Raw genomic sequence first — 23,733 nt, forward strand, 5'->3', positions numbered from 1 at the left:
TTGAACCGTGTGTCGCGGTCAGAGCCACCTACACTGATGGCTATAAGCGGCGCGATATAAAACTCCAGGGCACTCCCATGCAGCGACTGGAAGCACAAAAAACCTCTGCACCGAACCCATCGGTCGCAGGCAAGGGCTGGCGCGAGCAGTTCAATCTGCTGCGCTGGTTCTCGCTCGCGAGTTTTTTCATCATCGCGGCGGTGGCGCTGGGTCTCGGTTACATCTCCACGCGCTTCGTGGTCACCGAAAGCGTCGAGCGCGATGCGCTGCTGACCGCGCAATTCGTTCAGGCCATTGGCGCGGCCGAGATGCGTCACGCCAAAATCAATACGAACCGGACGATGGGCGAGATGCTCGACCCTCGTCAGGACAACCATTACCCCGATGTTGATCCGGCGCTACAGGCGTCGGCGCGTATCGAATTTCTCGATCACGTCGAACACCTGCCGGACATTCTCCTGGCCACGGTGTATGCGCTGGATCGCACGGTGATCTGGTCGACCAACGCCGAGCTGATTGGCGAACGCATCGAGGATGACGACGAGCTCGACGAGTCGTTCGAGATGAAAGTGCCGGTGTCCTCCAGCTACCACAAGATCGACGATGAGAAACCCGAGCAGCGCCTGCTGCGCGAACCGAAATACCTGTTCATCGAGAACTACATTCCGATGTTCAACGCCGACAAAAGCAAAGTCATCGCCATGGTTGAGGTCTACAAGGAGCCGTCGGATCTGGTCGACCGTATCGACCGTGGCTTTGCCTCGATCTGGGCGGCGACGTGTTTCGGTGGCGCGGCGATCTTTCTCGCGTTGTTCTGGATCGTGCGCAGGGCGGCGAAATTACTGCAGAGCCAACAACAGCAGTTGATCAGCAATGAAACCTTTGTCGCCCTCGGCGAGATGTCCTCGGCGGTGGCGCACAGTTTGCGCAATCCACTGGCGACCATACGCTCCAGCGCCGAACTGGCCCAGGAAGTCGCCAGCCCCGGTGCGCAGCGCAATATTGGCGACATCATCAGCCAGGTCGATCGCATGTCACGCTGGGTGCGCGAGCTGCTGGTGTCGTTGCGGCCGATGAATGACGACGGCGAAGCGGTGGATCTGGTCATGGCGGTCGAAGACACCTTTGGTGCCTTTGAAGCGTTGATCAAACGCAGCAACGTCGAAGTGCGATTCAGTCCGCAAAACTGCGCACCGGTCGTCAGTCAAAAGGTGCTGCTCACGCAAATACTCAATAGCCTGTTTGCCAACGCCCTCGAAGCCATGCCCAAGGGCGGCGTGCTCAGCGTCGAATTCGAGTCGCCGCAGCCGGACAGCGTGCGCGTGACCGTGATCGACACCGGCAAGGGCATGAGCGCGCAGCAGCAACTGTTGGTGTTCAAACCGTTTTTCACCACCAAACAGGGCGGCCTCGGGGTTGGCCTGGCGTTGGTCAAAAGAATCATGGAGCGGTTTCAGGGCTCGGTCGTCCTGACCAGCAAAGAGCAGGAAGGAACCCGCGTCAGTCTCAACTTCAAAGTGGCATCGGGAGGGGAATATGGAACACAGCATTCTGCTGGTCGAGGATGACGAACTGCTGGCCGAAAATATTCAGACCTACCTGGAGCGCAAGGACTTCGAGGTGACCGTCTGCCATTCGGCCGAAGACGCGCTGGAACAGTTGGGCAGCTTCATGCCTGACATCGTGCTGACCGATAACTCGCTGCCGGGCATGAGCGGTCACGACCTGATCCAGAAGCTGCGCATCAGCGCGCCGGATCTGAAAGTGATCATGATGACCGGTTACGGCAACGTTGAAGATGCGGTGGTGGCGATGAAGGAGGGCGCCTTTCATTACGTCACCAAACCGGTCGCGCTGCAGGAACTCAAACTGCTGCTCGATAAGGCGCTGGCCACTGAGCGGATGGAGCGCACGCTGTCGTTCTATCAGGAGCGCGAGGCGCAGAAATCCGGGGTGCAGGCGCTGATCGGTGACTCGGCGCCGATGCAGTATCTGAAAAACACCATCGGCCAGTTGCTCGACGCCGAGCGACGCATGGCCAACACCGATCTGCCACCGGTCTTGGTCGAAGGCGAGACCGGGACTGGCAAGGAACTGGTGGCCCGCGCGTTGCACTTCGACGGTCCGCGCAGCAAAGGCCCGTTCATTGAATTCAACTGTGCGTCGATCCCGTCGAACCTGGTGGAATCGGAACTGTTCGGCCATGAGAAAGGCGCATTTACCGATGCCAAGGATCGCCGGGTCGGACTGGTGGAAGCGGCGGACGGCGGCACGCTGTTTCTCGATGAGATTGGCGAAATGGACCTGCTGTTGCAGGCGAAGATTCTGAAGTTGCTGGAAGACCGGACCATTCGCCGGGTCGGTTCGGTGAAGGAGCGCAAGGTCAATCTGCGGGTGATCAGTGCGACCAACTGCAACCTTGAGCAAATGGTCCAGCAGGGCAAATTCCGCCGCGATCTGTTTTTCCGTTTGCGGATCATTTCGATCAAGGTGCCGCGCCTGTATGCGCGGGGTGAAGATATCTTGCTGCTGGCGCGGCACTTCCTCGCCAGTCACGGCAAACGCTATGGCAAACCGAATCTGCATTTCAGCCAGCAGGCCGAGGAGTTACTGCTCAGTTACACCTGGCCGGGCAACGTGCGCGAGTTGCGCAACATGCTTGAGCAAACCGTGCTGCTGGCGCCGAGTGACACGATTGCCGCGCATCAGTTGAACGTGTGCATGAGCCTGGTCGACGAACCGCCACTGCATATTCATGAAGCACCGCTGCACTACGAACCACGGCCGGCGAGCAACACCGAGTCGATGAACCTGCCGGAAGTCGAGCGCGACATGGTGCGTAAAATGCTCGACAAGACCGACTGGAACGTCACCAAATCCGCGCGCCTGCTGGGCCTGAGCCGCGACATGCTGCGCTACCGCATCGAAAAACTCGGCCTCGCCCGCCCCGACAAGCGGCAGTGGTAAAAATGCAGATGTCCGAGCCAGCACAAAACCCTGTGGGAGCGAGCAAGCTCGCTCCCACAGGGTTATCTGGCGTCTGCAGAATATTTGGACAACCCGGATCAATGCTGCTGCCGACTCAAACACTCCAGCACACAACTCGGGTCCAGCACCTCGTCATTCACATAAATCCCGCGCTCGGCATCGTACGTGCGGATAAACACCCGCACGGTCGCATCCGCCACCGTCGGCAGTTGCGAATCGTAGAATTCATGGTCACCCGGAAGCACCACGAAATCCTGCGGGGCCGTATCGTCGTAAGGCTTGGGTGGCGTGGCCTGCAGTGAATACGGAGCAGGGTGGGCGAAGGGCTGGTTAGGCCCGTAATAATTGAAATTGCTGTCCAGTGCTTGCGCCTGAGAGGCAACAAGCAGACAGCCGGTCAACAACAGCCGATCGAGCATTAGCATGGCGGCACCTGCGAGTGCGGTTTTCCCCAAGGCTATTAACTATAGCTGCCCTGCATTCAAGCAACCGGCTGATTGATCACATGCCCCGGCTGTGCGCAGGCCTTGAGCACATAGCCGATTGCGCGAAGAAACTCTTTGTTATCTCCGTTCGCAAGCACCTGAAACAGGTATTCGGCGATGGCTGTTTTGATAATTCGCCGACATTTGTAGGCCAGAACACCCTGATATGTAGGAGCCTGCGGCAGCTCCTACAGGGGGAGTGGCTTACAAGTTTGCAACAACCGGGATTGGCAGGGTGATCTAGACTCGGTTTCGCTCAATCACGAGTATCGTCCGGAGTGCGCCATGGAAGTGCCCGATAATAAAATCGCCGTCGAGAGCAATCGACAGGCGTGGAACGATTCTGCCCGCCATCACGAGGATTCGCCTGACTGGCAGGCCTTGCTCGGCGAGGTCGCGCAGACGGATTTCTCTTGCCTTGATGAGACATTGAACGGGTTGCTGGAGGTCGACGGCAAAGATGTGATTCAACTGGGCTGCAACAATGGTCGCGAAAGTCTGTCGCTGTTTGCCCTCGGCGCCAAAAGCGTGGTCGGTGTCGATCAATCGGCAGCGTTTCTCGAACAGGCCCGCGAGCTGAACAAGCGTTCACCGCACAACGCCGAATTCATCGAAAGCGATGTCCATCATCTGCCGGCATCGTTGCAGAACCGCTTTGATGTGGCGCTGATCACCATTGGTGTTTTGAACTGGATGCCGGACATCGGCGAGTTCTTCCGCCATGTCGCTTCGACCCTTAAACCGGGTGGCAAACTGGTGATCTACGAAACCCATCCGTTCCTGGAGATGGTCGATCCCGACGCTGAGGATCCTTACCGCCTCGCCAGTTCGTACTTCCGAGCCGAGCCGTTTGTGCAGGAAGAGCCGATTGTCTACGTCGGCAAGGTTGAACAGCAGGCGGCGAAGTCGTATTGGTTTGTGCATAACCTTGGTGCCATCTTCAGCGCTGCCATTGCGGCGGGGCTGAATATTGCGCATTTCAAGGAGTATGCGCATTCGAATCGGGAAGAGGTGTATGACCAGTATCTGAATCAAGAGGCGCAGATGCCGATGTGCTTTACGTTGGTTGCCACCAAGTCCTGACATCTTCATTGCACAGACCGGCCCCTTCGCGAGCAGGCTCGCTCCCACATTGAATGCGTGCATGACGCAGATCCAATGTGGGAGCGAGCCTGCTCGCGAAGGCGGCCTCATGACCGCCACAATATTTAGAACTGACTCAAGCCTGCGCCGCCGCACTCACCACCGGCCGTCCCGGCTTGCGCAGCGGTTCCAGTCGCGAACCCTCATAGCGCGTTTCGCGGAAAAACTTCCAGCGGCCAAACAGGCAATACACGTGCATCACACGCCCCTGCTCGTGATAACCCATGCGGATATGCAGCTTCAGCGCCGGAATATTGTGCGTCTCACAAACATCCACCACTTTGTTGCAACCCTGCGCCGCCATCGCTTCCCACAGCGCCACCTGCACGTCCACCGACAGGCTGCTGCCGAAGTACGCACGGATCATCTCACCCCCGAACTCAAAGAATTCACCCGGCTTCACCGGGAAGGTGCAGCCGTAATAGTGACGGTCGTGATAGTCGCGAATACTGCCCCAGATGAATCCCACCGCGTGCCCGTCGGCATCGAGGTACATGTGCCCGGTGTGACCCTCGGCAGCCAGCTCGGCCATGGTCGCCACGCGGTCACCGAAATGCTTGGAAAACGCGATGGCATTCTCCGGCGTAATGTCGACTTTGCGCAGGCCGTCATAAGGACGCAGCTTGTGTGGCGGTACCGGGCTGACCAGGTCGCGCTCCATCCACAGCAGTTCCCAATGGAAGAACACGTAGCGTTTCCACAACGTGCTGAAAGTGCGGCCGAGGCCTTTTTGCCGGATGCGTTCTTGTAGTTTTTCGATGATGCTCATGCTGCCCTCCGTGGCCGAAGCCCGGGTGTGGTGGATGGTGCTTTTGTGGGTATAGATCACGCTGGTCAACTAATTTCAAAGTGCCACTTTGGAAAGTATTTCAACTTGTGTAGCTCAATCGATGGCCGTGGCGCCGCGTATGAATTCCTTGTTCAGATCGCTATAGGAAACGCGTGGAACACCCGTCAGCCGCTGCTCTAGCACGCGGATCAGCGACTCATCTGGGTTCAGATAGGCATCACCAAAATCGGCGCCGAGTTGCGTTGGATGCGCGACGATTTCCAGCACGCCGTCGGTCGGCGCGCTGTCGTTGCGCAGGTCGATCGGTGTGCACACATAGTCAGCGGTAACCCCCGCCAGACTCTGCAAGCGCCAATTGAGCAAACCCTTGAACACGCGTTTGGGCAGATTGAGGTTCTGCCCCAGATTTCGCGCCAGACGAATCGGCACACCTTGCTGCGCGGCAAACCGCGCGACGATCTCGCCAATCGGCCAGATGTTGTGCACGTGCTGATGGGAATCGATGTGGCTGGGGCGCATGCCGTGATCGACGCAGCGCTGCCACTGCGCCTGCAACTCTTCGCGCACCGCTTCACGATCCTCGCGCGCCAGCGAAAAACTGTGGCGGGGCAGGCTGAGGTCGAACACACCGAAGTCATCGCAAAACGTTCGTCGAGTCAGAATCGCCTGGCTCAGTGGTCGTCCGTAAGTCAGGTTGAAGTGCAGACCGACCCGGCCTTGCAAGGTCGGATGCCGCGCCATGGCACACGCTGCTTCAAACGCCGGCATGTTGGCCATCGCCGTGGCAGAACTGATGACCCCGGCCTGAAACGCTCCGAAGATCACCGCATTTTCGTTCGGGCTGAGGCCGAAATCGTCAGCGTTGACTATGACTTGGCGAGGCATGTTCGCCCTCCGTGGTGACCGCGACAGGTTTCAGTGTGGGTTTCGCTTGTTCGGCACGGCGTGCCCGCCAGGCTTGGACATGGGGTTTGAGTCGATACCACAGGCGCAAGCCGAGACCGAGGATCAGGCCGCTCGGGCGCCAGGAATAAAAACTCCAGCGCCAGTGCTCCAGTTGCCCGGTCATGCGTTCGTGCAGTTGATGGCTGGAGTTTTCCAGGCTGACCCGCGAGGCATCGATCCAGCGCCAGTTGTCGTCCAGGCCCCAGCGAATCCATTCCTCCAGCAGCACCCGGCCGCTGCCAAGATCGGCGTATTGCGGCAGGAACGCGAGGTTGTAATCGTAGAGTCGACCCTGCTCCAACAGGCCAAGGCGATAGCTGATGCAACGGCCGTTCAGTTCCAGCGTGACCACGCGCACCAGGCCTTGGCCGGCGAGGGCGATGAAGGCGCGTTCGATCAACTGGCGGCTGCGTTCGCTGGCGAAAATTCCCACCCCTTCGTCACCTTTCCAGCTCACCGCTTCGACTTCGCTGATGGTCTGCAACAGCGGCCCCATGCTCAGCGCATCGGGAGTGATCCGGCGTACTTCGGCACCGCACGCGGCGATGCGCTTGCGTGCCCGGCGCAACTTGTAGCGCGGGTCGCCGGAGACTTCCTGATGATCGGCCTCGCTGATCAGATGCACCGGCGTCCGACAACTCAAGCGCCGCTCGCCGGTGGAGCTGTGCGCCATCCATTCGGTCAGCGCACTTTCTTCACCGACGGGTTCGGACAGTTCATTCAGTTGCAGCAGTGCGTGGGGCACGCGTTGGCGGATCATGTTCAAGGCCTGACGCATGTCCTCACTGCCGAGCGACGACAACAGTGCCAAGCGATCCGCCAGCGGATAACCCAAGTGATGCAGCACCCGAAACGGCACACCGGCAAAGCGCTCGCGACTCGCCACCAACGGCAGACACAGACGCAATTCCTCCGCCTCCCAGCCCAGCAGAATGTGCAGACGCTCATCCTCGCCGAGGGCCTGCTCGGCCGCACACAACCAACCAAGGTTGTTGAACGGCGTGTGATCCGTCACCCGCAGGCGCAGCGCTTCATATGCTGCTTCGGGGAAATCGGCGGCGCACAGGGAAGTGCGCCATTCAAATCGCGTCACCATAAGCTCAGGCTGCCGTGGCTGTTACGGGTGGACGGGAAGGTTTGCGCAGCGTCTCCAGACGCGAACCGCTATAGCGGCTTTCGCGGTAGAAGCGCCAGCGACCGAACAGGGTGTACACATTCATGATGCGGTTTTGCTCGGTGTAGCCCATGCGCAAGTGCAGTTTGAGCGCCGGGATGTTGTGGAACTCGCAGACGTCGACCACCTTGTCGCAACCCTGCGCGGCCATGGCTTTCCACAGCTCCAGTTGCAGATCCACCGACAACTCGGTGCCCCAATAGGCGCGGGTCAGTTCACCGCCGAATTCGAAGAATTCACCGGGTTTCACCGGGAACAGACAGCCGTAGTAGTGCCGGTCGAAGTAGTCCCGCGAGCTGCCCCAGATAAACGCCACGGCATCGCCCTGATCGTCCAGGTGCATGTGCCCGGTGTGACCCTCGTTGGCCAGTTCGGCCATGGTGCCGACGCGGTCGCCGAAGTAACGGGCGAAGGCGCTGGCGTTGTCCGCCGTGATCTTCACCACCCGCAGCGGCGGGTAGGGTTTGAGGCTGTGCGGTGGCACCGGGCTGACCAGATCGCGCTCCATCCACAGCAGTTCCTGATGGGAAAAGATGCAGTGCTTCCATGCCTTCTTAACGGTGGCAGTGAGTCCTTTCTGCCGCAGGTGTTGAGTCAGTTTGTTGAGCATGTTCATGGTGTGCACTCCTGATGATGAGGCATCGCGCGGCCAGAAGCCGGCGCGGCTGAACATCAACGGACGGTTCATGAGGCGCTCCAGCTGAGAGCGAACAGGGTTTGCCCCGGCAGCTCGAAACGCACACGGCCGTCCTGGCAGGTAAATGGCGCATCGCGACTGCGATTGTCAGCGCCGAAATAACGCAGGGCGCCGTTGCTCAGCGGGCACTTGGCGCCGCTCAAGTCGACACGTTGCAAGCGCGTGCCTTTGTTCACCCCCAGCAAGCCACGTTGATCGTCACCGGCCATCGCCAGCACATCGACTTCGAACGCATCGTTCTCCAGCCACAGCACTTGATGCAGCCAATGCTGGGCGATGAATTGCTGAGCCAGGCCCACGGGTTTCAGCTCGAAACGTTGTTCATCCTGCGAAACCCGCAACATCCCCTTGGGATACTGCGGCTCATCGGCGGCCTGAAACCAGTTGAGCATGCTCAGCAAGCCGTCTTGCGAAGCGTTGATCACCACCGACGCCCACCACAGCGAAGCGTAGTGGGTTTCCTGATCGTAGGGGCTGAGGCTGGAGCCGCTGGACAGGTTGGTCTGGTCGAGCAGCAAGGCTTTGCGCGGCTGACCCTTGGCGTCGAGGCCGACCAGATCGGCGGCGCGGCGCACGCTGTCGCGATACACACGAGTGGCGAGCAGGTCGCGGATCATCCATTCGTGCCACGCCAGCGCGTCGACCTGATCGCCGGATTCGCTGAGCAAGCGCCGCGCCCAATCGATGCCGCGTTTGTCCGCCGCGTTGTTGGCGAACGGTCCGTTGACCAGCCGCGAACTGGCCGGCATGGCAATGCGCACGCCAGCCTTGGCGTTGGCCGGATCGCTGCGCACCTGGCGGGCCATGCTGGCTAAAATCGCCTGATATTGTGCGTAGCTGGAATAGTTGAGGTTCGGCTCATCAGCAAAACCGATGTAGTGCGTGCCTTTGCCACCCAGCTTGCGGGTGCTGGCCAGCCACGCATCGAGGCCGCTGTTGCTTTGCACATCGGCGCGCAAATCCGCCTGACGCTGACTGCCGGCCAGCAGGGTGATGTCCTGCCTGATGCCGAAGCGCTCCTGATACAGCTGACGGAACGCATCTTCGAACTGTGGATTCTTCGCCGTCACATCGACAAAACTGTAGTAGCTCGCTGCCGTCGGTTTCAGTGCATCGAGTGCGGCATGACTGGCTTGCGGCGGCATCACGTAGGGCAGGGCGATGCCCAGATCCGGCGTGCGTCCGAGGATTTTGTCGTGCAACACCAGACGCGTCTGGCCAGCGTCTTCGCGCAGTGGCTTGAGTTGTTGCGGCGTCTGCGCAAACAGGTTGGCCGTACCGTCGAGCCAGAATGCCGCTTTGCCACTGCCTTGCAAACGCAGGCGCCAGATCTGCTCGCGCTCGCTGACGGGCAGGGCGACTTGATCAAACTGCCAATAAGCGCGATAGGGTTTCAGCGCCAATGTCAGTGGCTGATCGTCGCCAACCCGCTGCGCCTGCAAGCCGCTGACACCGCCGTGAAACTTGCCGGCCAGCACCGCGTGTTCACCCGGCGCGACTCTGAAATACAGCTCATCGCCGTTGTGCGTGTCGGCACTGAAATGCACTTTAGCGGGCGCGAACAACGCGACCGTGCGCTGGTCATGTTCAATTCGATAATTGCGAAAGCTGTAGCCGGGAATTTCCAGCCGATAACTGCTCGCGCCGGGCAGCAATGGCCAGCTCTGACTGCCGCGAATTTCGCTGGCCTTTATGAACCGATCGGCCGCCAGTTTGCCTTGACCGTCGAGCAGGTACAGATGTTCTTCGTTGGCATCGGCCTGCCACGCCGGCGTCCAGCGCACAGTCACCGTATCCGGGCGATCGGCTTGCAGATACAGACTGCCGTCGCGGATCTCGCCCCAACGCATCGACGCGGCAAAGGCGTCCAGCGACAGGCCGAGACCGAGCAGCAGGGCCAGGCCTTTCATGCGGTTTTCCGCCGTTGCAGCATCAGCCACATTGGCGTGAGGTCGCGGGGCAGAATGATCAGGACTTGCCAGAACGGCACGCCGCTCAAGCGGCAGTAAAGCACCAGCATCGCCACGGTCACCGCCAGATAGGCAATCGATGAAGCCGCCGCTGCACCGACAATCCCGTAAGCCGGAATCAACACCAGATTCAGCGCCAGGTTCAGCAGCGCCCCCAGCCCCATCAGCAACGACACCGTGCCGGGGCGATTTTTGCCGAGCAAGTCCAACCGCAGAATGCTTGCGTAGCACAGGCCCAACAACCCTGGTAGCAGGGCCAGAAGCGCCGGATACGCCGGTTGGTAAACCGCGCCGAACAAGGTGACGATCAGCCATTCGCCAATCACCGCCATGGTCAGGCAGGCGCCAAGCATCACCGTGGCGGTCAGACGCAGCGCCAGTGGCGTGACCTTGTCCATGCCTTCGTCCTGTTGCAGCAGGCGTTTCATCAACGGTGTGGTCACCGCTTCCGGGACGATCAGCAGCAGTTCGGCGGCAGCGCTGGCCATCGCGTAATGACCGAGGGCGGTGCTGCCGAGCAGGGCGCCGATAAACAGATAATCCGAACGCAGAATCACTTGCTGGAACAGCAGATCCGGATGACTGCGCGCGCTGTAGCGCAGCAGTTCTTTCTGGCTGGCGCGGTCCCATTGCAACTGCAACGGTTGTGCGCGTTTGAGCCAGACCCAGCCGACCAGCACCACCAGACTGATGCCGGCCAGCCAACTGATCAACGCGGCTTCGAGGGCAGCGCTTTGCCACATCCAGAACAGGGCGAGGAACAGCAACAGCGGCGCCAGCGACTCCACGAGGCGCAAGGCATTGAACGCGACCACGCCACCGGAGGCGTTGTGCAGCGTCAGCAAACCACTTTTCAATACGGTCAGCGGCACTGCCAGCAGCAACAGCCAGGCGAGCAAGCCAAGCTGCATCGTCACATCCAGCTCACTGCCAAATTCACGCACCAGCGCCACCACCAACAAGGTCAGCAACCCCGCCAGCAAACAGCCGAACACCAACACCTGACTGAGCAACAAACCCATCGGCCGCTGCTTGGCGGCCTGATAACCCACCGCTGAATTCAAGCCGCCGCTGGTGGCGGCGCTGATCAAGTCCGGCAACGTGCTGAGCAGCGCAAACAACCCGCGCTCACTCGGCCCGAGAATCCGCGCCAGCAGCACGTTGCGCAGCAAGCGCAGGGCGATCATCGCCAGTTTGGTGCCCATGCTCAGCGCCAAATGCTTGAGGTAGTTGCCTCGGCTCATGGCCGCGCCCCACGAAAAATCCGCCACGACAACAGTTGCGGATTACGGGCGGTGCGCTGACTGACGCCGAAACGCGGCAGATTCAGCGGATCGCCTTCACCGCGATAGATGCCGGTGCCGGTGCCGAGGGCGAAAGGGTAATCGTGATTGGCAATCTGTTCGCGCACGCGCTCATCGTTGTCGCCATTGGGGTAGCAATACACCGGCAGCGGTCGGTTGCAGCCGTTGTGCAGGGCATCGCGACTGCGGCTGATTTCTTCGTTCAGGCGCACATCGTCCAGGCCAGTGAGGATCGCGTGACTGGCGCCGTGGGGGCCGAAACGCACCAGCCCGGAAGCTTCCAGCGCGCGCACCTGATGCCAGTCCAGTGCTTGCGGTTGTGATTCCGCCGGGCATTCATCGGTAAGCTGTTCCAGCTCCTTCGGGTCAAGCGACTTCAGGCCGTGCAGATAATGCAGCAGTGCCAGGCTGCGGCGGTCAACGTCGATGTCATCGACCAGCACCGGCAACGGGTGATGCATGGCATGCAGGCATTCGATCAAATGCATCCGCGCCTTGTCGCCGTGGCTGCCCCACAGGGTTTCGCCGAGGCTTTCCCACCAGAAGCGCTGACGGCTGCCGATGAAATCGGTGGAGAGGAAAATGCTCGCCGGCACCTGATGTTTTTGCAGCAGCGGAAAGGCGTTGACCGCGTTGTCGCGCCAGCCGTCATCGAAGGTCAGCGCCACCCGTGGGCGTTCGGTGCGCAGCGAGTTGGGCTGGAGGATTTCCATCAACGGCACGCAATCGAAATGTTTGCGCAGCCACACCAGCAGATGCTCGAAGGCTTTCGGCCCCACGCACAGTTCATTGCGGTGCGGCAGATCGGCGGCGCGGTCGTTCGACAGCACCCGGTGCAACATCAGAATCACCCCGGCGCCGTGCAGTTGGTTACGGCCCATGGACGAGTTGAGATAGAGCCAGCCACTGGTGCGTTTGAGCAGTTGTTTGATCGCCATGGCTTCGGTCCTCTTAACGGTTCTGTTCCGGATTCCACTGGGCATACCGCTGACCGCGCAGGAACTGCCACAGGCCGAGACTCATCCCGGCGAGGGTGACCAGCAGAAACGCGGCGAGGCGGAAGGGCTTGGGCAAGCGGTGTTGCGAATCCAGCAGCCCGGCAATCGCGATGGCGTAGCCGAACAATTGCGCGATCAGGGCCAGGCGATAGAAGCCGTGGTCTTCCCACAGCCAGAAGTTGCTCAACAGCAACGGCAGCAACAGGATTGGCGCGAGACGGCGGATCAGTTTGTGGCTGATCAGCGCAATCGAATACAGGCCATATTTCAGCGGATTGAGCAGCTCGCGGCGCTGGGCGAGGCTTTGCAGACCACCGACGGTGACGCGTTGGCGGCGGCGGAATTGCTTGTCCGCCTCATCGACGCCGTGGTCGATCACTTGCGCTTCAGGCACGTAGACGATGCGTTTGTGCGCGACCGGCGCGCAGGTGCTGATAAAGAAGTCGTCGTTGACCTCGGCCGGCACGTTCTGGAACAACTCGCGGCGCAGGGCGAGCAGGGCGCCGTCGGCGGAGACCATGCAACCGGTGCGATTCTCGACCCGGCGCAGCCAGCCTTCGTAATGCCGATAGAGGCTGTCGCCGACGCTCAAGCCGCCGCCGGTGACCGGAATCACCATGTGCCCGGCGCAACCGCCGACATTCGGATCATTCAGCGGTGCGAGCAGGTAGCCGAGGGTTTCGCGTGACCATTGGTTGTCGGCGTCGGTGAATACCAGAATGTCGCCGCTGCTCAGGGCCACGCCGGCATTCAGCGTCGCGGCTTTGCCCTGGCGCGGCAGGTCGAGAATGGTGATACGCGGGTCGACGATTTTGCGCGCGCAGGCCACCGTGTCATCGGTCGAGCCGTCGCTGGCCAGAATAATCTGCAGGTTCGCTGGCTGATAATCCTGCGCCAGCAGCGTGCGCAACTTGTGCTCGATGTGCCGTGCTTCGTTGTGCGCAGCAATCACGATGCTGACGTTCAATGGCGGTGCCGGTGTGTGACGCCAGGCCGGGAACAGCGGCGCCAGAATCGTCAGCAGCAGCGGGTAGCCCACATAGGCGTAGACCGGCAGCAACAGGCACATCCAGAAAATGAACTCAGCCACGGGCAGGCCTCCTGGCGTTCCAATGACACAGACTCAAGATGAAGGCAGCGCCGGCCAGGTGCAGACGCACCCAGTGCAGCCCCCACAGTTGCAGGGTCAAGCTGATGTCCCGGTGTTTGGCACTTTGGCGCAGGCTGAGGACCAGTCCCGGTATCAGTGTCAGTATGACCATGACGGCCGCATGATGCGGAAAGCCGTCGAGCAGCGCTGAAATCGCCAGAAAATCCAGCAACCACACCAACAGTGACAGCATCGGAAAACGCAGCAGGCGCAGGCTGAAACCGTGGGTGCGGAGCAATTGCAGATGACTGCCCTGACGCCACATTTCCTTGCCCATCCACTCGCGCCAGTTCATTTCGTAACCCCAGTGCAGGGCGACGTTGTCGTTGATCGACAGCAGCCGCGCCCCTTGTTCATGCAGGCGCAGGGTGAACTCCTTGTCTTCGCCGGTGCGCAGGCTTTCATTGAAGCCGCCGACCTTGTCAAACCAGCGACGGCGCATCAGCAGGTTTGAACTGGGCAACCAGTCGACAGAATGCGACGGCTGCGAAGACACCCGCGTGGTGCGGCGTTGCCATGCGGTGGCGTACCACGGCGCTTCGGCGGGGGTGTCCAGGTCGAGGCCGAACACATCCGCCTGACCGCTGGCTTCAATGTCGAGCAAGCGGGTAATCCAACTCTCTGGCATTTCAATGTCGGCGTCGATGAACGCCAGCCACTCGCCGCTGGCGATACTGGTGCCGCGATTGCGCAACGCCCCGATCAACAGTCCCGGCTGCACCAGCACCTGCGCGCCAAATTGCCGAGCGATGTGCGGTCCCTGATCGGTCGAGCCGTTATCGACCACGATCAGCTCGCACTCGACATTGGCGGCGTACGCGGCTTTCTGCGCGGCGAGCAAGGTGCGGCCAATGTGCCGGGCCTCGTTGAACATCGGGATGACGATGCTGATACGGCTCATGCGCTGGCCTCCTTGGTCAGGGGTGCTTGCTCGGCTTTCAGGCGCAGGACGCTGGTCATGGCGAGCATGATCCACACGTATTTCTGGTTCGGCGCGCTGAGAAACATCAGGAACAGCGTCAGCGACAGAAAGCTCACGCCAAGGTGGGTCATCAGATCCGCCTGATACGCATCGCGGCGCAGCATCCACGCCGCCCGCGCGCGAATCAGGTTGTACAGACCGAGGCCGAGCATGCCGACGAACAACAGCCCGGCAGGCACGCCGAGTTCACTGAAGATTTCCAGATACGTGTTGTGTGCGCGGCGATAGAGGTCGCCAATTTTGCGGTTGGCCGAAAACGCCTTGGCGTAACCGGTGGTCGCGTAATGCAGCGGGAAGGTGCCGGGGCCGGACCCAAGCAGCGGGTCCTCGCGGATCATCTGGCTGCCGACGACGATGTACGAGGCGCGGCGACCGAGGGATTCGTCCTGAGCCTTGGAGCCGGCGCTGAGAATACTCAGGGACTGGATGCGCGCCATGTAACCGGCCGGCATTGCGTAGATCGCCAGCGGAATCACAATGGCCGCGCCGAGCATGGCAAAACCGAGGTGCCGAGGGCGAATGCGGGTCAGTTGCGCGCGGTAGTGCCAGCAACCGATCAACAGACTCAAGGCCAATACCACCAGCCCGGAGCGCGATTCGGTTTTGGTCATGCCGCCCAGCAATAGCAGGCAGCAACCGCCCCAGAACAACCGGTGCAGGGTATTCGGGCTGCGGATCACCAGAAACAACCCCATCGGTATGGCAAACGCGATCAGCAGGGCGAAAGCGTTGGGGTCTTCGAGCAGGCCAGCGGCGCGGCCCTGATCCTGGAATTTGGCTGAGAACATCGCCATCGCACAGGTGGTGCTGACCGCGAGGGTCACCAGGCGGGCAAACAAATCAAGGTTGAGCTCGCGGCCGATCAGCAGGGTGATGACAAACAGGATCAGCCCGACGCTGAGTTCACGCAGATGCCCGAGTGACATGCCCAGATCATCGGTGTTGAGCAGGCTCAGAAAGTACAGAACCATGAACCAGATCAGAAAGCGCCAGATATTGCTGCGCAGGCGCTCGGACGGAATCTGGTGCAGCGCCAGTTGCAGCATGAGGATTACCGCCAGTGCGGCACCGAGCAGCTTGCTGCCGGACAATGGACTGTCTTTGAAAAAACCTTCGAACGGCACCAGTGCGACAATGCCGAGCAGACCCCAGGTCGGCTTGCGGTATAACACCGCAAAGCCCACCAGGCCAAGCACCGCCCCCGGCGCCAGATACGGATAAGGGCTGGCCAGCAAAGCGATGCAGACCAGACTGAGCAGACTTACGATCGAGAGCGGGAAAATCATGCGCGTGCCTCCCGTGCCGTGCGGATGTACAGCTGCGACCAGCGTTCGGCCAGAGCCTTGAGGTCGTAGCGATCCTGTTGCGTGCGTTTTGCGTTGTCGCGCAGTTGCCGGGCCAGTTTCGGCTCGCTCAACAAGGTGTCGAGCTGGCGGGCGAGGTCAGTGCAATCGACCGGTGTGGCGAGTAAACCGTTGTGCCGGTGTTCCAGCACATCGGGAATCCCGCCGACACCGAACGCCACCACCGGCACCCCGGCCTGCATGGCTTCGAGCAAAATCATCGGTGTACCTTCGGTGCGCGAGCTGATCACCAGCGCATCGAGTTGCTGCCACCACGGTTGCATGGCGACCTGATAACCAGGCAAATGAATGCGTTGCTGCAAACCGGCGTGGTCGATCCGCGCCTGCAACGCCTCGCGCTCCGGGCCATCACCGAGCATCACCGCATCCAGTTGCGGATGCTGATGACACAGCGGGATCAAGGCATCGAGAAACAGATCCGGGCCTTTCTCGCTGCTCAAACGGCCGACGTAACCGGCCAGCCAGCGTTGCCGACCGGCGTCCGGCACCATGGCCGCAGCGGCCGGCAAACCATTAGGGATCACCTGCAATTTTTCCGCGCGGACGCTGGCCTGACGGTGCAGCGCGGCGATACTTTCCGCCACGCAGACCACCCGATCCACTGACGCCGTGCGGCACAGTTGCAGGCTCAGCCAGGTGTAGAACTTCTGCTTGCGACTGCGCGGCGTGAAGCCGTGCTGGGTAATCACCAGCGGCAGGCGCAACAGCGTCGCGCCGACCCAACCGAACAACAGCCCTTTGAAATTGTGCGTATTGATCAGCGGCTTTTCGCCGCGCCGCTGACGCAAGTGCCGCAGCAACTCCCCTAGCCCGGCACAGCCGCGACAGTCCACCCCAGCCTCGCGAAAGCGCGCGATCAGTTCTGGCGGCGCGTCGAGAAACAGCACCTGATGCTGCCCCGGCGTCGCCAGACAATGATCCAGCAACATGCGCTCGGCCCCATAGAAGCCGCCGCTGCTGAGCAAATGAATGATCGGCAGCGCGGCAGTCGGGGAGGGTGCGGTGTTCAATTGCGCACCCAGTGGAGGAAGCTTGGCACTGTCCAGCTCTTGTGCGGATTGCTCGGCAGCGCGTTCTGGTCGTTGATCACCAACAGCACCGGCAGGCCCAGCTCGTGGCTGATTTGCGCCGGATGTTTGAAGCGGTGATCGAAGAACTCACGCACGTAGACCAGCGCAATCGCCAACAACAAACCGGTGAACAAACCGAACGGAATGATCAGGCCCGGTTTCGGGAACGCTGCTTCGGTCGGTTCGAACGGCGGGCTGAGCACCCGGGCGTTGGACAGATCGTCGTTGAGCGCGCCGGTGGTGCTGCTTTCGGCAAACCGCTGGGCGTAAGTCGAGAATGCCGCATGCAGCGCATCGATTTCGGTGTCCATCTGGCGCAGCTTGCTTTGGGTCTGCTGCAACTCGTGGATGCGGTTTTTGAAATCGGCGATGCGCGCAGTTTTCTGCTCGATCACTTGCTTGACCACGGCCAGATCGGCGGTGCGTTCCTGAATGCGGTTGCTCACCACTTTGAGGAATTGCTGGCGAGTGCGGGCAATCTGCTCGCGGGTCAGCAGCATCGGTTCGCTGCCGGGCTGGAACACCGCCAGGTCATTCATGTAACGGCTGACCTGGGTGGTCAGTTGCTCGCCCATCTGTTTGATTTCCCGATCCTCGAACGCCACGTTGTCAACGGTGGTGGTGAAGGTGAAGGGGAAGGTGTAGTCGTTGAGCTTGCTGTTGGTGGCCGCAGCCATCGCGGTTTTCAGGTATTCGAGCCAGCGCTGGCTCTGCAACAGGCGATCCTGATACAGGTTCAGCGCTTGTTCTTCGGTGTTGATCGCGTTGAGGCGGAAGGTGATCTCTTCCTTCGGATCCGACGAGCCGACGCTTTCCAGCAGGGCCTGACGATTACCTTCCAGACCATCGAGGCGCACCTGATAAAGATGCTTCTTCGACTCGTAGAAGGACTGCGGCAAGTCGATCGATTGCAAGGCCTGACGGCTGACCAGATAGTTTTGCAGCAAGGCTGAAACAAACGTCGTGCCCTGATGCGGATCGGGGAAGCTGTAGACGATCGAGATCACGTTGGAACCGGGCAGGGTCTCGATTTTCAGGCTATCGATGGCTTGCTGGGTGAAGGCGTCGAGCGCTGTGTCACGCACCGGATCAGTCTCCAGCCCGAGCACGTTGCGCACCGGATTGATCACGTACTGGCGCAGCGGCGAACTGACGTAGCGCTTGAACGGCTCGGCCACCAGTTTGCTGAAGATGCCCGGCGAAGGCGTGTATTCACCCTTGTCGCGCAGTTCGCTGATGGTCTGCCGGATCAATGCCGGCGAACGGAGAATATTGCTCTCGGTTTCCATGTCCGCCAGCGATGGCGGAATGAAGGTGGCGTTGTCCACCGTGAGCGACGTGGTGGCGTCACCCTGGGAGAGTTTTTTCGACTGCACGATCACCTGCGCGGTGATATCGAAGCTCTGTTTGAGCAGCAGCGGCAGGAGCAGGGCGATCACTGCAAAGATCAGGAAGACCCGTTTCACCAGTTGCTTGTTGGCGAAGAAGATCCTGAAGAACTCGTGCAGGTAGTTTTCCTTTGGGTTCATGTCGGTCACCTGAGAGTTAGTTGTCACTGTCTTTGTTGTCGACGCGGTAGCCGAAGCTGAACCCGACGCCCTGGAACAACACCACGTCGGCCAGTTGGCGGGCGAGTTCGCCGGCGCTGGCCAATTTGGTTTTCGGTACGTAAAGCATGTCGTCCGGTTGCAGGTAGGCGATTTGTGGCGCCTCACCCGACAGGGCCTTCTCGACGTCGTAACGCACGGCCTTCACCTGATTGCCGTTGCGGCGCATGATCACCACCGAATCCAGGCGCGCCTTGACGTTGGTGCCACGGGCCAGGGTCAGCGCTTCAAGCACCGACACCGGGCGGCGGATCGGGTAGGAACCTGGTTGTCCGACCTCGCCAAGCACATAGATTTCGTTGCCGGCGGTGGACTTCAACAGCACGTCCACGGTCATGCGGCCCGGCAGTTGCGCGTACTTCTTGTTGAGGAAGGTTTCCAGTTGATTGACGGTCATGCCTTGCAGCGGCACGGCGCCGATTTCCGGGAAACTCGCGTAGCCGTCAGTGCCGACGGTGATCTCGCGGCTCATGCCGGTGGCCGGGTGGTTCAGCGCGCTTTTCAGGTTCTGCTCATTGGTCAGCGGGCTGATGATCTGCACGGTCAACTGATTGCGGTTGGGCTGGAACAGTTGCTTGCGCTGATAGGCACGCTGGATTTCTTCGCGGGCCTGATCACTGGTCAGCCCGGCGATTTTCACCGAGGTGTTGGCGCCCGGCAGTTCGATGGTGCCATCGGGCAGCACCAGTTGATTGCCGTTGAGCTGACTGGCAGCGGTGAAGTTCAGACCGATCTGGTCACCCGACTGCACGCGGTAGGCGTCCGAGCCGCTGGTGCTGATATGGAAGATCACATCGAGCACATCCTGCGGACGCAGGGTCTGCTCGATCTTCGGCATATCCGTGGCCTGAGCGTTGGCCGGGCTGGCGGTGAGAATGTTCACCGGCATGTTCTGGGTATCGGAGGTGCTCGAGCAGCCTGCAAGCGGCAGCATCAGCAGCACAAGAATCTTGGCGTTCATGGCGTCATCCTTCGCGTTCGCTTAGAGGTTTTTGTAAAGCCATTTGGGCATGTAGTACTTGCGCCGGTTGAACACGCTGCCAACCACTTTTGCCCCGGCCTGCGTCAGGCGTTGCACGGCGGCCTGGGCGACTTCCCAGCGGGTGTCCTCGGCGCGGACGACAAACACCACGCCATCGACTTGGGTACTGATGACCAGCGTGTCGGCGGCGGAATACACCGCGTCGCCGTCGATCACCACGAAGCGGTACTGACTGCCCAATTGATCGAGCAACGGGCTCAGGCGCTCGGCGGTCAGGTGTTCCATGGTGCGGATCGGCCGGCCGTTGGGCAGCACGTGGAAGGGCAGGCTCGAGACCTGCACCACGCAGTCCTGCAACAGCGGCGGGTTGTCCGGGTTGAACAACAAGTCGCGCAGGCCGCGCTCCTTGTTCAGGTTCAACTGCTGCGTGAGGTTGCTCGCCGACTGACTGGCGTCGACCAGCAGCACCTGGCCGCTGCTCATTTGCGCCAGTTGGCTGGCCAGCGCCAGCGCACTGGTGGTGGTCCCCGCGCCAGGGTTGGCGGCGGTCAGGAGCAGGATCCGCAGATCGAGATCCAGCACGGTCGAGGTCAGGTTCGATTCGCTGGGGTTGGCGATGCTCAGGCTTTTGTTGGTTGAACCGTCCATTAGCTTGCTCCGTGGCCGCTGAATACTTTGAAGGGGGTTTTCAACAGAATCTTCAGATCAAGCAAAAGGCTCTGCTCGGCGATATAGCTGAGGTCCAACTCAACGCGCTGGTCGAAGTCGATATTGCTGCGTCCGGAGATCTGCCACAGGCCGGTCATGCCGGGGTAGATCGCCAGACGCGCGAGATGGTTGTCCTTGTAGCGATAGGCGTTGAACGAGGTCGGACGCGGGCCGACCAGGCGCATGTCGCCGGTCACTACATTGATCAGGTTGGGCAATTCATCGAGGCTGGTGCGCCGCAGGAAACCGCCGATGCGGGTGATGCGCGGGTCGTGGTCGATCTTGAAATCGATCGCGTCGGCACCATGCTTGTTCAGGTGGCGTAGTGACTCTTTCAGTTCTTCGGCGTTGGCCACCATGGTGCGGAATTTGTACATGCCGAATTTGCGCCCGCGATAACCGGTGCGTTTTTGCACGAACATCACCGGGCCTTCGCTGGTGAACTTGATGATCAGTGCCAGACCGAGCAACAGCGGCGAAATCAGCAGCAGAATCATCAGCGCTCCGAGGCAGGCGACCACGCGATTGGTGCGCGACAGTTGCCATGGACGACCGCCGTCGCGGCCGGTAAACCAGCCGCGGCCCTGGCGATGAATCGCCGCGTCGAGACGCATTCGGTGCTCGGGATCCACGCGCTTGTCGCGGCGCATTTGTTGGATCGGCACACCTTTCTCATGTCCAGTCATAAAATCCTCCGCATTAATTCAGGCGCGTACGGCGCTTGGGCGATAGGCAGTGGGGTAGTAGTCGCGAAACCAGGCGATAAAGCGCCCAAGTCCCTCATCCAGCTCGATCCGGGGCTGAAATCCGGTGGCCTGGGCCAGATCGCTGGCCTCGGCGCAGGTGTTGAGCACGTCGCCGGGTTGTAGCGGCAGCAGCTCGACCATGGCTTTCTGGCCAAGATGTTTTTCCATCAGGGCCAGATAGGTTTTCAGTTCCACCGGGTGCTGCCCGCCGATGTTGAACAACCGCCACGGCGCCATGCTGCTGGCCGGGTCGGGTTGCTCGCGATCCCACTGCGGATTGACCTGCGGTGGCTGCTCGATGAGGCGGGCGATGCTCTCAATGATGTCGTCGATATAGGTGAAGTCGCGCTGGTGCTCGCCATAGTTGAACAGCTTCAGCGGCGTGCCTTCGCTGATCGCCCGGGCGAACTGGATCGGCGACATGTCTGGCCGGCCCCATGGCCCGTACACAGTGAAGAAACGCAGGCCGGTGCAGGGAATACCGAACAGATGGCTGTAGCTGTGCGCCATCAGTTCATTGGCTTTTTTAGTGGCGGCGTACAGCGACAGCGGATGATTGACGCCGTCCTTCACCGAGTACGGCGTGTGCTGGTTGGCGCCGTACACTGAACTCGACGAGGCGTAGATCAGGTGCTCGACCGGGTGATGCCGGCAGCTTTCCAGAATGTTGAGGAAACCGTTGAGGTTGCTGTCCAGATACGCCCGTGGATTGTCCAGTGAGTAACGCACCCCGGCTTGCGCGGCGAGGTGAATCACCGCTTGTGGGCGTTCGCGGACAAACAGCGCTTCGATGGCCGAGGCATCGGCCAGGTCAACCGTGGCGAGCTGGAAATCGCCGACCTGCTCGCGTACCCACTGCACGCGGTCGTGCTTGAGTTGCGGGTTGTAGTAGGCGTTGAAGTTGTCCAGACCGACTACCGAGTGCCCGTCGCGCATCAGCCGCAACACGCAATGGGCACCAATGAAACCGGCCGCACCGGTGACCAGGATCTTCATGGCCGCACGCCTTCAGGCGCAATGTGGCGCAGGCCGATACCGCTGTAATGCAGGCCGGCGGCCGCCACTTGTTCCGGGTTGTAGAGATTGCGGCCGTCGATGATCACCTTCGAACGCAGCTTGTCGGCGAGCAGTTCGAAATCGACCACGCGGAAGTTTTTCCACTCGGTGCAGATCACCAGTGCGTCGGCGTCTTCCAGCGTGTCGTCACGGGTGGCACAGAGGTGCAGGTCATTGCGGTAACCGTAAAGGCGCCGGCATTCGGACATGGCTTCCGGGTCGTAGGCCTGCACGCTGGCGCCTTCGGCCCACAGTGCATCCATCAGATAGCGACTCGGTGCTTCACGCATGTCGTCGGTATTGGGCTTGAAGGCCAGGCCCCAGATCGCGATGGACTTACCGGCCAGGCCTTGCGGGAACTGTGCTTTGAGTTTGCTGAACAGGATGTGCCTTTGCAGGTCATTGACGTCGGTGACGCTGCGCAACAGTTTCAGCGGCATGCCGTTGTGTTCGGCGGTGTGCAGCAGGGCGCGCAGGTCTTTGGGAAAGCACGAGCCACCGAAGCCGCAGCCCGGATAGATGAAGTGGTAACCGATGCGCGGATCAGAACCGATGCCTTTGCGCACCGCTTCGATGTCGGCGCCAAGCAGCTCGGTGAGATTGGCCAGTTCGTTCATGAAACTGATACGCGTAGCGAGCATCGCGTTGGCGGCGTACTTGGTCAGCTCGGCGCTGCGGTTGTCCATGAACATCAGTTTTTCGTGGTTGCGACAGAACGGCGCGTACAGCTCGCTCATCTGCTCGCGGGCTGCGTCGTCGCGGGTGCCGACGATGATCCGGTCGGGGCGCATGCAGTCGACGAGGGCGCTGCCTTCCTTGAGAAATTCCGGGTTGGACACCACGCGCACGGCCAGATCAGCCTTGCCGCGGCGCAGCAGTTCGCTGTTGGCGGTGGCCAGCACCTGATCGGCTGTGCCCACCGGCACCGTGGATTTGATGATCAGGGTGCGATCGGCTTCCATGTATGAGGCGATTTGTCGGGCGACGTTGAGCACGTGGCTGAGATCGGCAGAACCATCCTCATCGGCCGGCGTGCCGACGGCGATGAAGATCAGCTCGGCATGCTCGACGGCGTCGCTGGCCTGGGTACTGAACAGCAGACGGCCAGCCTTGATGTTTTCTTCGAGCGTGCTGGATAAACCGGGCTCACTGATTGGCGGCACCGCTTGTTGCAGTTGTTTAATCTTGTTTGGGTCAATATCAACGCATAAAACGCGATGACCGACATCTGCAAGTGCGGCGGCTTGTATTAATCCAACATAGCCCGTGCCAAATACGCTCACGTCCATCTGCGCACCCTCGATAAAGCGAAAAGAAGAAGTTCGGAAGAAGACTGTAAAAGGGGTATAGCGCAGCGTTTGAAAAGCGTGTCAGCAAAATGACATGTTGCATCTGTATAACACTTGAGCATTTTTTGGCGATTGGCCATCAAGTCATTGCTGCGATTGGATTTGTTGCTTTTTTGCAGATTTGTTCAGATTCAAAATAAGCGATAAACGGTCGCAAGCCTTTAATTTAGAGGCTTGTAGCGCCTTATGTGTGTCAGATTTGAGTCACCGGTTTTTTGACGCTTT

21 protein-coding genes and 1 pseudogene are annotated in these 23,733 nt (G+C 60.4%); 3 read left to right on the plus strand and 19 right to left on the minus strand.

Features of this window, described 5'->3' with window-relative positions; translation table 11 throughout:
• The first annotated feature begins 77 nt into the window (after positions 1-77).
• Positions 78-1,568: a sensor histidine kinase gene (locus ACZZ0G_RS22815; protein WP_463557611.1), complete on the plus strand. Its 1,491-nt coding sequence runs from the start codon at positions 78-80 to the stop codon at positions 1,566-1,568.
• On the plus strand, positions 1,537-2,967 hold the full coding sequence (locus ACZZ0G_RS22820) for a sigma-54-dependent transcriptional regulator (RefSeq protein WP_463557612.1): 1,431 nt from the start codon (positions 1,537-1,539) through the stop codon (positions 2,965-2,967). The genes ACZZ0G_RS22815 and ACZZ0G_RS22820 overlap by 32 nt, the downstream gene beginning before the upstream one ends.
• A 98-nt stretch (positions 2,968-3,065) precedes the next feature.
• Here ACZZ0G_RS22820 and ACZZ0G_RS22825 read toward each other — a convergent pair whose 3' ends face one another.
• Positions 3,066-3,413, minus strand: a complete 348-nt coding sequence (locus ACZZ0G_RS22825) for a hypothetical protein (RefSeq protein ID WP_463557613.1) — start codon at positions 3,411-3,413, stop codon at positions 3,066-3,068.
• A 98-nt stretch (positions 3,414-3,511) separates the two neighbouring features.
• Positions 3,512-3,628: pseudogene (locus ACZZ0G_RS22830) on the minus strand (hypothetical protein); the annotation flags it as partial.
• A gap of 130 nt (positions 3,629-3,758) precedes the next feature.
• Between ACZZ0G_RS22830 and ACZZ0G_RS22835 the strand changes: the two are divergent.
• Complete coding sequence (locus tag ACZZ0G_RS22835; protein WP_463557614.1) at positions 3,759-4,556, plus strand: class I SAM-dependent methyltransferase; 798 nt, start codon at positions 3,759-3,761, stop codon at positions 4,554-4,556.
• 136 nt (positions 4,557-4,692) lie between these two features.
• Here ACZZ0G_RS22835 and ACZZ0G_RS22840 read toward each other — a convergent pair whose 3' ends face one another.
• The 17 genes from ACZZ0G_RS22840 to ACZZ0G_RS22920 form a co-directional block, all read right to left on the minus strand.
• Complete coding sequence (locus tag ACZZ0G_RS22840) at positions 4,693-5,385, minus strand: N-acetyltransferase (protein WP_463396859.1); 693 nt, start codon at positions 5,383-5,385, stop codon at positions 4,693-4,695.
• A 114-nt stretch (positions 5,386-5,499) separates the two neighbouring features.
• Positions 5,500-6,291: a ChbG/HpnK family deacetylase gene (locus ACZZ0G_RS22845; RefSeq protein WP_463396858.1), complete on the minus strand. Its 792-nt coding sequence runs from the start codon at positions 6,289-6,291 to the stop codon at positions 5,500-5,502.
• Positions 6,263-7,447, minus strand: a complete 1,185-nt coding sequence (locus ACZZ0G_RS22850) for a GNAT family N-acetyltransferase (RefSeq protein WP_463557615.1) — start codon at positions 7,445-7,447, stop codon at positions 6,263-6,265. Before ACZZ0G_RS22850 ends, ACZZ0G_RS22845 begins: the two co-directional genes overlap by 29 nt.
• Before the next feature lie 4 nt (positions 7,448-7,451).
• Positions 7,452-8,141, minus strand: coding sequence for an N-acetyltransferase (locus tag ACZZ0G_RS22855; protein ID WP_463558877.1), 690 nt, complete (start codon positions 8,139-8,141; stop codon positions 7,452-7,454).
• Positions 8,142-8,209: 68 nt separating this feature from the next.
• Complete coding sequence (locus tag ACZZ0G_RS22860) at positions 8,210-10,132, minus strand: hypothetical protein (protein ID WP_463557616.1); 1,923 nt, start codon at positions 10,130-10,132, stop codon at positions 8,210-8,212.
• Entirely contained in the window at positions 10,129-11,436 is a 1,308-nt protein-coding gene (locus ACZZ0G_RS22865) for a lipopolysaccharide biosynthesis protein (RefSeq protein WP_463557617.1), read from the minus strand. Before ACZZ0G_RS22865 ends, ACZZ0G_RS22860 begins: the two co-directional genes overlap by 4 nt.
• Positions 11,433-12,434, minus strand: coding sequence for a polysaccharide deacetylase family protein (locus ACZZ0G_RS22870; RefSeq protein ID WP_463557618.1), 1,002 nt, complete (start codon positions 12,432-12,434; stop codon positions 11,433-11,435). Before ACZZ0G_RS22870 ends, ACZZ0G_RS22865 begins: the two co-directional genes overlap by 4 nt.
• A 13-nt stretch (positions 12,435-12,447) precedes the next feature.
• Positions 12,448-13,584, minus strand: a complete 1,137-nt coding sequence (locus tag ACZZ0G_RS22875; protein WP_463557619.1) for a glycosyltransferase — start codon at positions 13,582-13,584, stop codon at positions 12,448-12,450.
• Entirely contained in the window at positions 13,577-14,545 is a 969-nt protein-coding gene (locus ACZZ0G_RS22880) for a glycosyltransferase (protein ID WP_463557620.1), read from the minus strand. Before ACZZ0G_RS22880 ends, ACZZ0G_RS22875 begins: the two co-directional genes overlap by 8 nt.
• Positions 14,542-15,912: an O-antigen ligase family protein gene (locus ACZZ0G_RS22885; protein ID WP_463557621.1), complete on the minus strand. Its 1,371-nt coding sequence runs from the start codon at positions 15,910-15,912 to the stop codon at positions 14,542-14,544. Before ACZZ0G_RS22885 ends, ACZZ0G_RS22880 begins: the two co-directional genes overlap by 4 nt.
• Positions 15,909-17,000, minus strand: coding sequence for a glycosyltransferase family 4 protein (locus tag ACZZ0G_RS22890; RefSeq protein WP_463396850.1), 1,092 nt, complete (start codon positions 16,998-17,000; stop codon positions 15,909-15,911). Before ACZZ0G_RS22890 ends, ACZZ0G_RS22885 begins: the two co-directional genes overlap by 4 nt.
• Positions 16,997-18,589 carry a GumC family protein gene (locus tag ACZZ0G_RS22895; RefSeq protein ID WP_463396849.1) on the minus strand — a complete coding sequence of 531 codons (1,593 nt, stop codon included), beginning with the start codon at positions 18,587-18,589 and terminating at the stop codon, positions 16,997-16,999. The genes ACZZ0G_RS22890 and ACZZ0G_RS22895 overlap by 4 nt, the downstream gene beginning before the upstream one ends.
• A gap of 16 nt (positions 18,590-18,605) precedes the next feature.
• Entirely contained in the window at positions 18,606-19,628 is a 1,023-nt protein-coding gene (locus ACZZ0G_RS22900) for a polysaccharide biosynthesis/export family protein (RefSeq protein ID WP_463396848.1), read from the minus strand.
• Between the two features lie 21 nt (positions 19,629-19,649).
• A complete protein-coding gene (locus tag ACZZ0G_RS22905; protein WP_463557622.1) occupies positions 19,650-20,297 on the minus strand; it encodes a CpsD/CapB family tyrosine-protein kinase in 648 nt (215 codons plus the stop codon).
• Positions 20,297-21,043: a sugar transferase gene (locus tag ACZZ0G_RS22910; protein WP_322846673.1), complete on the minus strand. Its 747-nt coding sequence runs from the start codon at positions 21,041-21,043 to the stop codon at positions 20,297-20,299. Before ACZZ0G_RS22910 ends, ACZZ0G_RS22905 begins: the two co-directional genes overlap by 1 nt.
• Positions 21,044-21,061: 18 nt before the next feature.
• Positions 21,062-22,099 (minus strand): NAD-dependent epimerase, encoded by a 1,038-nt coding sequence (locus ACZZ0G_RS22915; RefSeq protein WP_463557623.1) that lies wholly within the window; start codon positions 22,097-22,099, stop codon positions 21,062-21,064.
• Positions 22,096-23,448, minus strand: a complete 1,353-nt coding sequence (locus ACZZ0G_RS22920) for a UDP-glucose dehydrogenase family protein (RefSeq protein WP_463557624.1) — start codon at positions 23,446-23,448, stop codon at positions 22,096-22,098. The genes ACZZ0G_RS22915 and ACZZ0G_RS22920 overlap by 4 nt, the downstream gene beginning before the upstream one ends.
• Positions 23,449-23,733: the final 285 nt, after the last annotated feature.

Source organism: Pseudomonas sp. AC169 (assembly GCF_979258515.1).

Coding starts and splice junctions, on each gene's coding strand:
- ACZZ0G_RS22815 (WP_463557611.1), top strand. CDS start 78: ATGCAGCGACTGGAAGCACAAAAAACCTCTGCACCGAACCCATCGGTC.
- ACZZ0G_RS22820 (WP_463557612.1), top strand. CDS start 1,537: ATGGAACACAGCATTCTGCTGGTCGAGGATGACGAACTGCTGGCCGAA.
- ACZZ0G_RS22825 (WP_463557613.1), bottom strand. CDS start 3,413: ATGCTAATGCTCGATCGGCTGTTGTTGACCGGCTGTCTGCTTGTTGCC.
- ACZZ0G_RS22835 (WP_463557614.1), top strand. CDS start 3,759: ATGGAAGTGCCCGATAATAAAATCGCCGTCGAGAGCAATCGACAGGCG.
- ACZZ0G_RS22840 (WP_463396859.1), bottom strand. CDS start 5,385: ATGAGCATCATCGAAAAACTACAAGAACGCATCCGGCAAAAAGGCCTC.
- ACZZ0G_RS22845 (WP_463396858.1), bottom strand. CDS start 6,291: ATGCCTCGCCAAGTCATAGTCAACGCTGACGATTTCGGCCTCAGCCCG.
- ACZZ0G_RS22850 (WP_463557615.1), bottom strand. CDS start 7,447: ATGGTGACGCGATTTGAATGGCGCACTTCCCTGTGCGCCGCCGATTTC.
- ACZZ0G_RS22855 (WP_463558877.1), bottom strand. CDS start 8,141: ATGAACATGCTCAACAAACTGACTCAACACCTGCGGCAGAAAGGACTC.
- ACZZ0G_RS22860 (WP_463557616.1), bottom strand. CDS start 10,132: ATGAAAGGCCTGGCCCTGCTGCTCGGTCTCGGCCTGTCGCTGGACGCC.
- ACZZ0G_RS22865 (WP_463557617.1), bottom strand. CDS start 11,436: ATGAGCCGAGGCAACTACCTCAAGCATTTGGCGCTGAGCATGGGCACC.
- ACZZ0G_RS22870 (WP_463557618.1), bottom strand. CDS start 12,434: ATGGCGATCAAACAACTGCTCAAACGCACCAGTGGCTGGCTCTATCTC.
- ACZZ0G_RS22880 (WP_463557620.1), bottom strand. CDS start 14,545: ATGAGCCGTATCAGCATCGTCATCCCGATGTTCAACGAGGCCCGGCAC.
- ACZZ0G_RS22885 (WP_463557621.1), bottom strand. CDS start 15,912: ATGATTTTCCCGCTCTCGATCGTAAGTCTGCTCAGTCTGGTCTGCATC.
- ACZZ0G_RS22895 (WP_463396849.1), bottom strand. CDS start 18,589: ATGAACCCAAAGGAAAACTACCTGCACGAGTTCTTCAGGATCTTCTTC.
- ACZZ0G_RS22900 (WP_463396848.1), bottom strand. CDS start 19,628: ATGAACGCCAAGATTCTTGTGCTGCTGATGCTGCCGCTTGCAGGCTGC.
- ACZZ0G_RS22905 (WP_463557622.1), bottom strand. CDS start 20,297: ATGGACGGTTCAACCAACAAAAGCCTGAGCATCGCCAACCCCAGCGAA.
- ACZZ0G_RS22910 (WP_322846673.1), bottom strand. CDS start 21,043: ATGACTGGACATGAGAAAGGTGTGCCGATCCAACAAATGCGCCGCGAC.
- ACZZ0G_RS22915 (WP_463557623.1), bottom strand. CDS start 22,099: ATGAAGATCCTGGTCACCGGTGCGGCCGGTTTCATTGGTGCCCATTGC.
- ACZZ0G_RS22920 (WP_463557624.1), bottom strand. CDS start 23,448: ATGGACGTGAGCGTATTTGGCACGGGCTATGTTGGATTAATACAAGCC.